Origin of the sequence: Blattabacterium cuenoti, from assembly GCF_014251995.1 — a bacterium.
Classification (GTDB): Bacteria; Bacteroidota; Bacteroidia; order Flavobacteriales; family Blattabacteriaceae; genus Blattabacterium; species Blattabacterium cuenoti_AE.
This window is the reverse complement of sequence record NZ_CP059205.1, coordinates 615010-628453: the sequence shown is the minus strand read 5'-3', so window position 1 is coordinate 628453 and position 13444 is coordinate 615010. Positions and strand designations below refer to the sequence as shown.

Genomic DNA, 13444 nt, shown 5'->3' with positions numbered 1-13444 from the left:
AAATTTAAAAATTTAAAATTTTAATAAAAATTTCTTTCTTTTGCAAAGAAGAAAGAAATTCAATTTCTATTATATTATTTAATCTAGCAAAACAATAGAAAAAGAATTTTATTTTTATTTATATTTTTTATGTATCACAAAATTTTCGTTGAAAAGGTTTTAATAAATATTTTTCAAATTCAAGGAGTTTATGATTTTTCTTCAAATTTACATTTAAAAGAGTGGGGAACTGTAACTATTATTATAGTTGGAAAACTATTATTTTTTGTCGTATTGCTAGTAATAATAGAATTTCTCTTTAAAAGAGGAGTTCGTTTTATAGGTAGAAGAATTGTAAGTTCTACTCATTTTAGTTGGGATAGTATCTTGTATGAAAATAAGGTTTTTGATAGTCTATCTCATTTTTTTCCTTTATCTATTGGATTTTTATTAATCGGTCCATTTTTTAAAAAATATCAAACGATTATTGTTTATCTAGAAAAAATATTTGATATTTTATTTGTTTTAATTGTTTTGCAATTCTTGATTAGAATAGTTAATTCTATTATGAGGATAGCTACAAGTGAAAATAATCATCAAACAATAGCTGTTCGATCTTTTTCACAATTGTTAAAAATTATTTCCATAATATTTTGTTTTTTAATTATTATTGCTATTATTACAAAAAATGATTTAGTTAATGTTCTTACTAGCTTAGGTGCAATAACTGCCATTGTTATATTAATTTTCAGAGATATTATACTTGGATTTGTTTCTGGAGTTCAAATGGCGTCCACAAAAATGATAAAAGTAGGTGATTGGATAGGAATTCAAAAATATAATATAGAAGGTAAAGTTATTGAAATAAATTTAACTTCTGCTAAGATAGAGAATTTTGATAAAACTATAACTAGTGTTCCTACCTACGACTTAATTTCTACTGCTGTTACTAATTTCGAAGTGATGCGTCAAAAAAATATTCGTAGAATTAAAAGATCTATTATGTTCAATATACAGTCTTTTCATTTTTACAACTCTGATAATCTAAAAAAATTTCAACATGTTTGTTTAATTAAAAATTATGTTAATAAAAAACAAAAAGAAATAAATATTTTTAATAAAGAAAAAAATGTTGATATACGTATAAATATCAATGGAAGAAGATTAACTAATATTGGTTTATTTCGTCAATATGCATTAGAATATTTACATCAACATCCTCAAATATCACAATCAGAAACTCTTATGGTTAGGCATTTAGAACCTACTCCTTATGGTCTTCCTATTGAATTATATTGTTTTACAAATACTTCTGAATCTGTTAAATATGAAAAAATACAAGCAAGCGTTTTTGATCATTTATTAACAGCTGCCAAAGAATTCAATTTAGAAATTACACAAGTAACTAAAAATGAGTTAATTTAATAATTTATGGTTAAATTAAGTGTTAATTTAAATAAAATAGCAACATTAAGAAATGCAAGAGGTGGAAAAATACCTAATCTTTTACAAGTGGCAATAGATGTTCAAAAATTCGGAGGACAAGGAATAACTATTCATCCACGTCCTGACGAAAGGCATATTACATATCAAGATGTTTATGATATTAGTTCTGTAATAAAAACGGAATTAAATATTGAAGGAAGGCCTACTAATAAGTTTATGGATTTAGTATTAGAAGTTAAGCCGGATCAAGTAACTTTAGTTCCTGATGAATATAACGCTATCACTTCTAATTCTGGATGGGATACAATTTTTCATTGTAATTTTTTAACTAAAAAAATAAAACAATTAAAAAATCATGGAATTAGAACTTCTATATTTTTAGATCCAAATCCAGAATTGGTTATTTATGCAGCTAAAACAGGTACGGATAGGATAGAATTATATACTGGTAATTTCTCTTTTGGATATGCTAAAAAAGAATGGAACTGCATTGATCCTTATATAGAAACATCGGAAAAAGCTATTGAGAATAATATATCTGTAAATGCTGGACATGATTTAAATTTAGATAATATTTCTTTTTTAATTGAAAAGATTCCTTTTTTATCAGAAATATCAATAGGTCATGCTTTAATTAGCGAATCTTTATATATGGGATTAGAAAATACAATTCAAACTTACTTAAAAAAAATTGATAGAATAATGATTTCAAAAAATCAAAATTAGTATTAATATGATATTAAATTCTAAAGTTTTTGGAAATGGAGATCCTATTCTTGTTTTTCATGGATTATTTGGAAATGGAAGTAATTGGAGTTCATTTGCTAATGAATTCAGAAACAGTTATCAAATTCATTTAATAGATTTAAGGAATCATGGAGAAAGTTTTTCTTCTTTAAAAATGGATTATGATCTTATGTCAAAAGATATTTTTGATTATATTTCTTATTATGATCTAAATGATCCTATTCTCTTAGGCCATTCTATGGGAGGGAAAGTTATTATGAATTTTTCTATAAAATATCCTTCTATTCCAAAAAAAATTGTTGTTGTAGATATCAGTCCTAATACTATAAAAAATGTAAATGATAATAATAAAAATTTAATTAATACTTTAAAGAAAGTTGATTTTAATATTATAAAAACAAGAAAAGAATTAGATAATTTTCTTAAACAATGGATTGATGACATCGAAACTAGATTATTCATTTCTAAATGTACTCACAGGAAAAAAAATGGGAAATTTTTTTTCCGTTTTTTTTTACTAGGAATTGAAAAAAATTATGATTATTTAATCCGTTCTAAAATAGAAGGAGGTATATACCATGGTCCATCTCTTTTCTTACGTGGAGAAAAATCTAATTTTCTTCCTCTTGAGGATTACAATTTTATTATTAGTTTATTTCCAAAAGCGAAAATATCAACCATAAAGAAATCAAAACATTGGGTACACATTGATAATCCAATAGATTTTTACAAAAACTTAAACATATTTTTAAAAGATGTTTAAGTTTTATTTGTACTTTTAATAAGTACTACAATTTACTAAAATTGTAATAAAAGTCCTTAAAAAGGGAATTTTTTAAACAAAAGAAGTAATTTTCATTATTTATACAATGAATTTTTGAAAACTTTATTTTTTTATGAAAATTTAAAAATTATGAATAAAACAATAAAGTATTGTATATAAGGTGTAATAACTACAAATAACTACAATTATATATAAACCATAATAAAATTTATAAACAAATGAAGATTATAAAGTTTTTTTTTATAAAAATTGTTCAATTATACAAAATTGGAATATCACCATGGATAGGAAAAAATTGTAGATATCTTCCTACCTGTTCAGATTATATGATTCAGTCTTTGAAAAAAGAAAATAATATTTTAAAAGCTATTCTCATAGGTTTGAAAAGAATTATTAAATGTAATCCTTTTGGAGATTCCGGATTTGATCCTCCTGTAATTTAGTTTTAATTATGAAAAAAATAATATTAGAATATATTAATTGGAATCCCATTCATAAATTTTCTTTATGGAAAGGATTTTCTATTCACATTTATAGTTTAATGTTTATGGTTTCTTTTTTATTGGGATGGTTTGTTATGAAATCTATTTTTAAAAAAGAAAAAATACATCAAAAATATTTAGATTATTTGTTAATATTTACTTTTTTTGGAACCATTTTTGGGGCAAGATTTGGGCAAATATTATTTTATGATTTTTCATATTTTTCGGATCATTGGATTGAAGCGTTATTTCCTATAAAAGAAAAAGATAATCATTACTTATTTGGTTTAATTAAGGGATATGAATTTATTGGTTATAGAGGTTTATCTAGTCACGGAGCAACTATAGGTATTATTTTATCCAGTTTTTTTTATAGTAAAAAAATATTATTTAGAAAATCTTTCGTTTGGATATGTGATAGGCTATGTATACCTACGTCTATATCCGCTGTTTTTATTAGAATAGGAAATTTTTTTAATTCTGAAATAGTGGGAAAACCATGTGATATAAAATTTCCATTTGCTGTTAAATTTTTTCAAATGGATACAGAGTATGGAGAAATAGTTCCTAGGCATCCTGCGCAAATATATGAATCAATTAGTTATTTATTTATATTTTTTATCCTTGTATTTTTTTATTGGAAAAAAAAAAATATACACGATGGATTTTTGTCTGGAACATTTTTTATACTTCTTTGGTCTTCTCGATTCTTATTGGAATTTTTAAAAGAACCACAAGGAAAAGAAATTTTTAATTTTTGGCATTTAAATACGGGACAGTGGCTTAGTATTCCTTTTATTATGTTTGGATTTTATCTTTTTAATTTATCAAAAATAAAAAAATATTTCTTTCGTTCATGAAAAATATTAATTTTTATTTAATAATAATTTTATTTTCATTTTTTTTCATTCTTTCATCCGAAAGAAATGATCATGATTCATTTTTATTTTCAGATATATCAGATATAGGAAATTCACTGGAAATTGAATTTATTAAACATGGAGAATTATATTTAAAGAATAATAATTTTGTAATAAAAAAAATAGATATAGAACTTGCTTACAAAGAAATAGATAAAAGAAATGGATTAAAATATAGATCCTTTTTGAAGGAAGATAGGGGAATGTTATTCGTATTAAATGATCAAGAAGAGTATAAAAAAATAAATATGGAAAATATGAGAATTCCTTTAGATATTGTTTATGTAAATCAACTTAATGTTGTTGTTTTTGTGGATCAATATGTTAGTCCAATAGAAAAATTTGAAATTATTAATTTGCCATCAGATATAAAATATGTATTAGAAATTAATGCTGGAATGTCGAATAAATGGGGAATAAAAAATGGAATTACGAAAATGATTTGGAATTTAAATAAAGAATAATAAAAATTGATTATATATTTTTGTTTTTAACTTTAAACAATTTAAAATTGTAAATATTATGTTTTTCATATCTAAAAATGCTAAAACTAAGTTGATTTCTCTTATGGAAAAAGAAGGACTGTCTCATAATGTTTCTTTTGTAAGATTTGGTATTAAAGATGGAGGGTGTTCAGGAATGTCATATGAACTTTCTTTCGATCAAGAGAAAAAAAAAGGAGATAGATTTTTTCAACATCAAGAAATGAAAATTTTGGTAGATCAAAATAGTATCCCTTATTTGGAAGGAACAACATTGGAATATTCTGATGGATTAAATGGTAAAGGGTTTTATTTTGAAAATCCTAATGCTAAACGTACATGCGGATGTGGTAAAAGTTTTTCATTATAATAACAAGTTCGCTTCAATTGTTGTTATGAAAGAAAAAGATAAAGCATTAAAAAATTTCACTGATTCTGAATATAAGTATGGGTTTTATACTCCAATAAAATCAGATAAAATTCCTAAGGGATTAAATGAAGATGTTATTCGTTTGATAACAAAAAAGAAAAATGAACCAAAATGGATGTTAGATTGGAGATTAGAATCATACTTTATATGGAAAAAAATGAATCCACCAAATTGGGCAAATATAAAATATAATGTTCCAAAATTCAAAGAAATAAGTTATTATTCTTCTCCTAAAAAGAAAATAGATTTAAATAAATTAGAAGAAGTAGATCCGGAATTAATGAATACATTTAAAATTCTTGGAATTCCTATAGAGGAAAAAAAAAATGTATCAGGAATAGCTACGGATATAGTGTTAGATTCTGTTTCTTTAGCTACTACATTTCAAAGAAAATTAAAAGATAAAGGAATTATATTTTGTTCAATTAATGAAGCTTTAAAGAAATATCCAAATTTTGTTAAAAAATATCTAGGATCTGTAGTTTCAAAAAAAGATAATTTTTATGCCGCTCTTAATTCAGCTGTTTTTTCAGATGGTTCTTTTTGTTATATCCCGAAAGGTATTCGATGTCCTATGGAATTATCTACATATTTTAGAATTAATGAAAGTGGAACAGGACAATTTGAAAGAACTTTAATTATTGCAGATAAAAATTCTTATTTAAGTTATCTAGAAGGATGTACTGCCCCACAAAGGGAAGAAAATCAATTACATGCGGCTGTAGTAGAAATTATAGCTTTAGAAAATTCTGAAGTTAAATATTCTACTGTTCAAAATTGGTTTCCTGGAAATAAAAAAGGAAAAGGAGGTGTTTTCAATTTTGTGACAAAACGTGGATTATGTGAAAAAAAAGCAAAAATATCTTGGGTACAAGTGGAAACTGGTTCTTCTATTACTTGGAAATATCCATCTTGTATTTTAAAAGGAGATTTTTCTATGGGAAAATTTTATTCTTTGGCTTTAACCAAAGATTTCCAACAAGCAGATACTGGGACAAAAATGATACATATTGGAAAACATACAAAAAGTGTAATTATATCAAAAGGAATATCTGCAGGAAAAGCTCAAAATAATTATAGAGGATTAGTGAAAATAAATCCTAAAGCTATTTATTCTCGTAATTTTTCTCAATGTGATTCCCTGTTAATAGGAGATAAATGTGGAGCACATACATTTCCAAATATTCATGTATCTAATAATTCTACATCTCAAGTAGAACATGAAGCGACCACTTCAAAAATTGGAGAGGAACAAATATTTTATTGTAATCAAAGAGGAATTGATACAGAAAAAGCTATTTTCTTAATAGTCCATGGTTTTAGTAGTGAAATTTTAAAAAAATTACCTATGGAATTTGCAGTAGAGGCTCAAAAGCTCTTAGAAATATCGTTAGAAGGATCTGTTGGATAGAATAATAGGTAACAAATTATATTATGTTAAGTATAAAAAATTTACATGTTTCTATAGAGGGAAAAAGAATTCTTAAAGGAGTTGATTTAGAAATTAATACAGGAGAAACTCATGTTATAATGGGACCTAATGGTTCTGGAAAAAGTACTCTTGCTTCTATAATAGCTGGAAAAACAGGATATAATATAACAAAGGGAAATGTATATTTTTTAAATAAAAATTTAATTGATCTATCCCCAGAAGAACGTGCACATTTAGGAATTTTTCTTTCTTTCCAATATCCAATAGAAATACCAGGAGTTTCAATTATTAATTTTATAAAAACAGCTATAAATTCTATTCGGAAAGCAAAAAATATGGATAAAATTTCTGCTAGAGAAATTTTATCTAAAGTGAAAAAAATTTCTAATCAATTAAATATTGAAAATGATTTTGTTTATCGTTCTTTGAACGAACAATTTTCAGGAGGAGAAAGAAAAAAAAATGAAATATTTCAAATGATGATGTTAAATCCTTTATTATCCATTTTAGACGAAATTGATTCTGGATTAGATATAGACGCTTTACGTATAGTATCTCAAGGAATTAATACTTTTCGAAGCGAAAAAAATTCTGTGTTAATTATTACTCATTATAAGAGATTATTGGATTATCTCCTTTCGGATTATATTGTACATATATTATATAATGGTAAAATTATTCATTCAGGAGATGAAAAATTGGTTAAAAAGTTAGAAAAAGAAGGATATAATTGGATTGACCAAAAAAATATTCACTGTTAATAGTAGTTAATAGTACGTAAAATATTATTTTTTAGACATGCGATTAAGAGAGAAAATAATTTCATTAGTTAATAAACATTATTCTCATAAAAAAAAGGAAGAATCTTATATTTCTTTTTTACAAAGAAAACATATTGATTTTTTTAAAAAGAAGGGGTTTCCTATTTTTAGGAAAGAACAGAAAAGTATAAATATCAGTCCAATTATAGATCAAGATTATCATATTCTTTATGAGGAAAATAAAATAAAGAATATAGAATATCAAAAAATTAAAAACTTTATTTTTCTAAAAAAAAATAAATCTTTTCTTTTTATTTTTGTAGATGGAATATATAATTCTTCTCTTTCTAAGATTTATGACTTAAAAAATCATGTTGTATTATCAAACATAATTTCACAAAAAGAAAATAAAATTAAGAATTATTATGGGAAATTATCTCATAAATACAATGTTTTTTATACTTTAAATACCATATTTTCAAGAGATGGAATCTATATTTATATACCTGACAATATAATTCTAGAAAAACCAGTAGAAATATTAAATATTTCTACTGGTTTAAATAGTGAAAAAATTATGATGAACTCTAGAAATTTAATTGTAGTAGGAAAAAATTCTTATGTAAAGGTAATTGAACATTATAAATGTTTAAAAAAACATTTAATTTTCATAAATTCAGTTAGCGAAATTTATACTTTAGATCGTAGCAAAATTGATTATTATAAAATTCAAGATAAATCTTTTAAGAAAGGAAGTTCTATAATAGATAACACTTTTTTTCAACAAAAAAAATGTAGTAAATGCTCTGTTTATACGTTTTCTATTCAAGAAAATTTTATTAAAAACAATCTAAGATTTTCTTTTTGTGGAAAAAAAACTTATTCTTATTTATATGGAATTTCTATTTTGTCAAAAAAACAACTTATAGATAATAAAACATCTATAAATCATTCATATTCATATTCTAATAGTTATCAGTTATATAAAAATATTTTATTTGATAAATCTGAAGGAATTTTTAATGGAAAAATTATTGTTAATAAAGGTATTAAAGAAATAAACGCTTATCAAAAAAATAAAAGTATTATTTTTTCTGATAAAGCATGTATGTATGCTAAACCTCAGTTAGAAATTTATTCTGAAAATGTGAAATGTTCACATGGTTGTACAATAGGAAATCTTCAAAAAGAAGAATTATTTTATCTTCAATCAAGAGGAATTTCTGAAAAAAATGGAAAAATTTTATTGTTATTTTCTTTTTTAGAAGAAATATTAAATCCCATTACTATTTTTGAATTAAAAAAAATTTTTTATGAAAAAATGAAAAAGAAATTAAACAAATATTTATAATCCAAGTATGTTTTCAGAAAAAGAAATACGAAAAATAAGAAATAAATTTCCAATTTTAAAAGAAAAAGTTTATTCAAATCCTTTAATTTATATAGATAACGCTGCTACAACTCAAAAACCTATAGAAGTAATTAGAGCTTCTCAAGAGTATTATTCTAGAATCAATGCGAATGTTCATCGTGGATTACATTATCTTAGTCAAAAGACTACAATTCAAGTAGAAAATACGAGGGAAAAAATTCAAAAATTTATTCACGCAAAGTATTCTTCAGAAATTATTTTCACTAAAGGAACAACAGAATCCATTAATTTGGTAGCTTCTAGTATTAGTTTTTTGATTGATAAAGGAGACGAAATCATAATTTCATGTTCTGAACATCATTCAAATATTGTTCCATGGCAAATTATTTGTGAAAAAAAAGGTGCTATATTAAAAATAATTCCTATTTATGAAAATGGCTCTTTGAACCTAGAAAAGTTTGAACTTTTAATATCAAAAAGGACAAGAATAGTTTCTATTTGTCATATATCTAATGTACTTGGAATAATTAATCCAATAAAAAATATTATTGATAAATCTCATAAATATGGTGCATTAGTTTTAATAGATGGAGCCCAAGCTCCATCTAATATAGATTTAAATATGCAAGATTTAAATACAGATTTTTATGTTTTTTCTGCACATAAAATGTATGGTCCTACTGGTATTGGAATATTATATGGAAAAAAAGAAATATTAGAAAATATTCCTCCTTATCAATTTGGAGGAGAAATGATTAAAAATGTTAGTTTTAAAAAAACATCTTATTCAGATTTACCTTTTAAATTTGAGGCTGGAACTCCAAATATAGAAGGTATTATTGTATGGAATTCAGCAATAGATTTTGTAAGAAAAATAGGAGTATCAAAAATAAAATCTTATAAAGAAAAACTCGTGTCATATGCAATAGAACGTTTAAATACTATTGATGGTATTGAATTATATGGAGAAAAAAAAGATTTTTCTAAAAAATCTAGTATTGTTTCATTTAATTTAAATAAATTACATTGTTTCGATGTAGGAAGCATTTTAGATCGTTTAGGAATTTCTGTTCGTACTGGACATTTATGTGCACAACCTTTGATGAATTTTTTTAAAGTTTCAGGTATGGTTCGTGCCAGTTTTTCTATATATAATACTATTAGTGAAATAGATTGTTTATTTAAAGGACTTTTAAAAGCAAAAAAATTATTATTAAAAAATTAAAATTTTATGACTTATGCTATTGTGAATATAAAGGGATTTCAATTCAAACTTATTGAAAATAAGTATGTTTATGTTCCTCATATTTCTTCGAATTTGGGAGAAAAAATATTTTTCAATCAAGTTTTTATGTTTTCTAAAAAAGGAGATACTTTTTTTGGAAATCCTCTTTTAGAAAATATTAGTGTTATGGTAGAAATACTACAACACATGAAAGGTAAAAAAATATTTATTTTTAAAAAAAAAAGAAGAAAAGGATATCAAATAAGAAATGGATTTAGACCTTTATTTTCAAAAATAAAAGTTATTTCTTTTTTAGAAGAAAAAAAAATAGAAAAAAATAATTAAAAATGGCTCATAAAAAAGGTTCCGGAAGTTCTAGAAATGGTAGAGATTCAATAGGAAGGAGGTTGGGAGTTAAAATATATGGAAATCAATATGTAAATCCTGGAAATATTATAGTTCGTCAACGTGGAACTAAATATCATCCTGGAAAAAATGTTGGAATAGGAAAAGACCATACAATATATGCTATAAAAAGTGGATATGTTCATTTTAAGAAAATGAAAAATAATAGATCTTTTGTTTGTGTTATATCATCAAATGAAAAGAAATAAGACTAAGACTGGGTAGTTCAATTAGGATAGAACAACAGTTTCCTAAACTGTAAGTTGTGGGTTCGAATCCCTCCCCGGTTACCTATATAGATTGAAATGGTCCCAGCTGGATTTGAACCAGCGACTCCCTGATTATGAGTCAGGTGCTCTAACCAAACTGAGCTATGGGACCCTTATTGTGAAGGATATTTTGTACAAATTAACAATATTATTTTTCCTATTACAAATTTTTCGTAATTTTTTTTATATTATTTGTAGTTTCTATAAAAATTTTTATAATTTTAATTCATGGAATTATGAAAGAAACAAATTTTATTAAAAGCAAAAGATTATCTTCAGTATTTTCTACAGAAATAGCGGAAATTCTCGGTGAAGAAATTAGAAATATAGAAAAGAATTTTCTGGTTACTTTGATTAAAGTATGTATAGCTCATGATATGAGTTTATTGAATGTATATATTAGAATATATCCTTTTTTTAATAAAAATATTTTAGAAACTATACAATATAAATCTAGGTTTTATAGAAAATTACTTTCAAAAAGACTTAGATATCGTGTGAAAAAAATACCTAAAATTAGATTTTTATATATTGCATTATAAAATTTTTAATAAATTAAGTTTCTGAAAACAGAATTTTATATAGCTGCACGTTATTTTTTTTCTAAAAAAAAACTAATATTGTAAATATTATCGTTTTTCTATCTATATTTTCTCTTAACATTTCTACTTTTTCTTTGTCTACAATTTTATTTATTTTCTCTGGTATAGAAAATTTTAGTAAAAAATTTTATAAAGATTATTATCCAGATATTATTATATGTTCTTCTAGAAAAAAGGGTTCATTCATTTATAACAAAATAATAGAAAACAAAATAAAATCTATAAAAGGAATTTCAGCTTTTTCTAAAACTATAGAGAAAAATATTCTATTAAATTATAACAATAAAGAATATTTTTTTTCTTTGAAAGGAATAGATTCAGAATATGAAAAAGTCATGAAAAGATTCAAAAAAATAGATTTGACAAATATTTCGTATCCTGATCATATAAATATATATATAGAATGGTCTTCTATAAAATTTTATTTTCCAATAATATTTAGAACAAAAAATAAAATTCCTACCAGGATTTTATTTTTTTCTTATAAGAAAAAAAATAATAGTTTCATTCCATTTTTCACAAGTAAAAAAATATTTATAAAAGGTTTTTATAAATTTATAAAAAATATGGATACAGGACGTTTGTTTTGTAATTTATCTGAATTTCAAAATGTTTTAAAAAAAAATGAAATTCAAAAATTAGAAATCAAGGTTCAAAGGGAAGCTAATATTCAAAATATAAAATATTTTTTGAATAAAAAATTAGGAAATGAATTTAATATATTCACACGAATAGAAAAAGAAAAATCATTTTATAAAGTTCTAAATACGGAAAAATTATTTGTTTATTTTTTATTTATTTTAATAGTACTTATTACGATATTCAATTTGTTTGGTGCTATTTTTATTCTTCAATTAGATAAAAAAAAAGAAATTTTTATATTATGGTGTATTGGTTTTCCTCTATATAAAATAAGGAACATTTTCTTATATATGGGGTTTTTAATTACTATTTTTGGATGTTTTAGTGGATTATTATTATCATATATTATATCTATTATACAAGAAAAATATCACTTTATTAAAGTGATAGATAAAATCCCTTTTCCTGTAAAAATCACAATGGTAGATTCTTGTATAGTTTTGAGCATTATTTTTACAATAGGAATAATCATATCCATTATTTCTTCAGGAAAAATAAAAATATGAATATAATTAATTGTATTTTATAAATTATATTATAAATAATATTTTTTTAAAGGTTCGGACGCTTCTACATTAGAGAATATTTTTTTTGCTTCTTCTTCAAATTCCTTAATATTAGGGAATCTATTGGAATAATGTCCTAATAATAATTTTTTAACTTTAGCTTTTTTTGCTATATAAGCTGCTTGAAATGCTGTAGAATGACCTGTATTATTGGCTCTATTTTCTTCTTTTTTCAAAAAAGTAGATTCGTGATATAATAAATCTACATATTTTATATATTCAATTATAGAAAGATGAAAAGAAGTGTCTGAACAAAAAGCGTAGGATAATCTTTTTGGAGGATCAAATGTTAATTCTTTATTTTTTATAATTTTTCCGTTATTGGTTTTGAAATCTTTTCCTATTTTTAAATTTTTATAATCAGTTATTTTTATATCAGGAATTTTTCTAATTGAATCCATATTTAATTTTCTATCATGGTATTTTTCTTTAAAAAGAAATCCATTAGTATAAATTCTATGTTTTAGTGGAAAAGAAAATACTTCTACTTGTTTATCTTCCATTATTTTTTCTAATTTTTTAGAAGATAATTCTATATGATAGATGTAATATTTCAATTTTGTATAAGACCATTTAAAATGAACATTTATAATTTCTTTCAATCCTTTTGGAGCATAAATACTAATAGATTTTTCTCTTCCTAACAAATGAAATGTTGATAATAATCCAATTAATCCAAAAAAATGATCTCCATGCAAATGAGATATAAATATATGTATAATTTTATTGAATTTTATTTTCGCTTTTCTTAATTGCACTTGTGTACCTTCTCCACAATCAATGAGAAATGAGTATCCTTTCATTTCCAATATTTGAGAGGTTGGATGAAATTTATTATTTGTAGGAATGGAAGAATGACATCCCAAAACAGTTAATGAAGGTTTTTTCATTTATTAAAAA

Annotated in this window: 16 protein-coding genes and 2 tRNA genes; 16 read left to right on the top strand and 2 right to left on the bottom strand. The window is 23.4% G+C overall.

The features are described from left to right. Window positions 1-129 precede the first annotated feature (129 nt). From H0H51_RS03025 to H0H51_RS02960, 14 genes are all read left to right on the top strand, one after another. A complete protein-coding gene (locus H0H51_RS03025; RefSeq protein ID WP_185876835.1) occupies window positions 130-1404 on the top strand; it encodes a mechanosensitive ion channel family protein in 1275 nt (424 codons plus the stop codon). Between the two features lie 6 nt (window positions 1405-1410). Further along, window positions 1411-2151, top strand: coding sequence for a pyridoxine 5'-phosphate synthase (locus H0H51_RS03020; RefSeq protein WP_185876834.1), 741 nt, complete (start codon window positions 1411-1413; stop codon window positions 2149-2151). A gap of 7 nt (window positions 2152-2158) precedes the next feature. After that, complete coding sequence (locus H0H51_RS03015; protein ID WP_185876833.1) at window positions 2159-2935, top strand: alpha/beta fold hydrolase; 777 nt, start codon at window positions 2159-2161, stop codon at window positions 2933-2935. 239 nt (window positions 2936-3174) lie between these two features. Next, window positions 3175-3399 (top strand): membrane protein insertion efficiency factor YidD, encoded by a 225-nt coding sequence (gene yidD, locus H0H51_RS03010; RefSeq protein WP_185876832.1) that lies wholly within the window; start codon window positions 3175-3177, stop codon window positions 3397-3399. An 8-nt stretch (window positions 3400-3407) separates the two neighbouring features. Continuing rightward, the gene (gene lgt / locus H0H51_RS03005) at window positions 3408-4298 is read left to right on the top strand and encodes a prolipoprotein diacylglyceryl transferase (protein WP_185876831.1); all 891 of its coding nucleotides are present in this window, start codon (window positions 3408-3410) and stop codon (window positions 4296-4298) included. Beyond that, the gene (locus tag H0H51_RS03000) at window positions 4295-4822 is read left to right on the top strand and encodes a DUF192 domain-containing protein (RefSeq protein WP_185876830.1); all 528 of its coding nucleotides are present in this window, start codon (window positions 4295-4297) and stop codon (window positions 4820-4822) included. The genes lgt and H0H51_RS03000 overlap by 4 nt, the downstream gene beginning before the upstream one ends. 58 nt (window positions 4823-4880) lie before the next feature. Next, complete coding sequence (locus H0H51_RS02995; protein WP_185876829.1) at window positions 4881-5210, top strand: HesB/IscA family protein; 330 nt, start codon at window positions 4881-4883, stop codon at window positions 5208-5210. Between the two features lie 25 nt (window positions 5211-5235). Continuing rightward, window positions 5236-6681 carry a Fe-S cluster assembly protein SufB gene (gene sufB, locus H0H51_RS02990; protein ID WP_185876828.1) on the top strand — a complete coding sequence of 482 codons (1446 nt, stop codon included), beginning with the start codon at window positions 5236-5238 and terminating at the stop codon, window positions 6679-6681. 23 nt (window positions 6682-6704) lie between these two features. After that, a complete protein-coding gene (gene sufC / locus H0H51_RS02985; RefSeq protein WP_185876827.1) occupies window positions 6705-7463 on the top strand; it encodes a Fe-S cluster assembly ATPase SufC in 759 nt (252 codons plus the stop codon). Between the two features lie 37 nt (window positions 7464-7500). Next, entirely contained in the window at window positions 7501-8814 is a 1314-nt protein-coding gene (locus H0H51_RS02980) for a SufB/SufD family protein (RefSeq protein ID WP_185876826.1), read from the top strand. A 7-nt stretch (window positions 8815-8821) separates the two neighbouring features. Then, window positions 8822-10060 carry an aminotransferase class V-fold PLP-dependent enzyme gene (locus H0H51_RS02975; protein WP_185876825.1) on the top strand — a complete coding sequence of 413 codons (1239 nt, stop codon included), beginning with the start codon at window positions 8822-8824 and terminating at the stop codon, window positions 10058-10060. 6 nt (window positions 10061-10066) lie between these two features. Further along, window positions 10067-10405 carry a 50S ribosomal protein L21 gene (gene rplU, locus H0H51_RS02970; protein WP_185876824.1) on the top strand — a complete coding sequence of 113 codons (339 nt, stop codon included), beginning with the start codon at window positions 10067-10069 and terminating at the stop codon, window positions 10403-10405. A 2-nt stretch (window positions 10406-10407) separates the two neighbouring features. Then, on the top strand, window positions 10408-10674 hold the full coding sequence (rpmA, locus tag H0H51_RS02965; RefSeq protein ID WP_185876823.1) for a 50S ribosomal protein L27: 267 nt from the start codon (window positions 10408-10410) through the stop codon (window positions 10672-10674). A gap of 6 nt (window positions 10675-10680) precedes the next feature. Continuing rightward, a tRNA-Arg gene (locus tag H0H51_RS02960) sits at window positions 10681-10755 on the top strand. A gap of 16 nt (window positions 10756-10771) precedes the next feature. Here H0H51_RS02960 and H0H51_RS02955 read toward each other — a convergent pair. Then, window positions 10772-10846, bottom strand: a tRNA-Ile gene (locus H0H51_RS02955). 124 nt (window positions 10847-10970) lie between these two features. On the opposite strand from H0H51_RS02955, the gene H0H51_RS02950 reads away from it, so the two are divergent. Both H0H51_RS02950 and H0H51_RS02945 read left to right on the top strand, forming a co-directional pair. Further along, on the top strand, window positions 10971-11276 hold the full coding sequence (locus H0H51_RS02950) for a ribosome-binding factor A (RefSeq protein WP_185876822.1): 306 nt from the start codon (window positions 10971-10973) through the stop codon (window positions 11274-11276). A 134-nt stretch (window positions 11277-11410) separates the two neighbouring features. Next, window positions 11411-12484, top strand: coding sequence for an ABC transporter permease (locus H0H51_RS02945; RefSeq protein WP_238784227.1), 1074 nt, complete (start codon window positions 11411-11413; stop codon window positions 12482-12484). Window positions 12485-12513: 29 nt separating this feature from the next. On the opposite strand, the gene H0H51_RS02940 is transcribed toward H0H51_RS02945, so the two are convergent. Continuing rightward, window positions 12514-13434: a ribonuclease Z gene (locus H0H51_RS02940; protein WP_185876821.1), complete on the bottom strand. Its 921-nt coding sequence runs from the start codon at window positions 13432-13434 to the stop codon at window positions 12514-12516. Window positions 13435-13444: the final 10 nt, after the last annotated feature.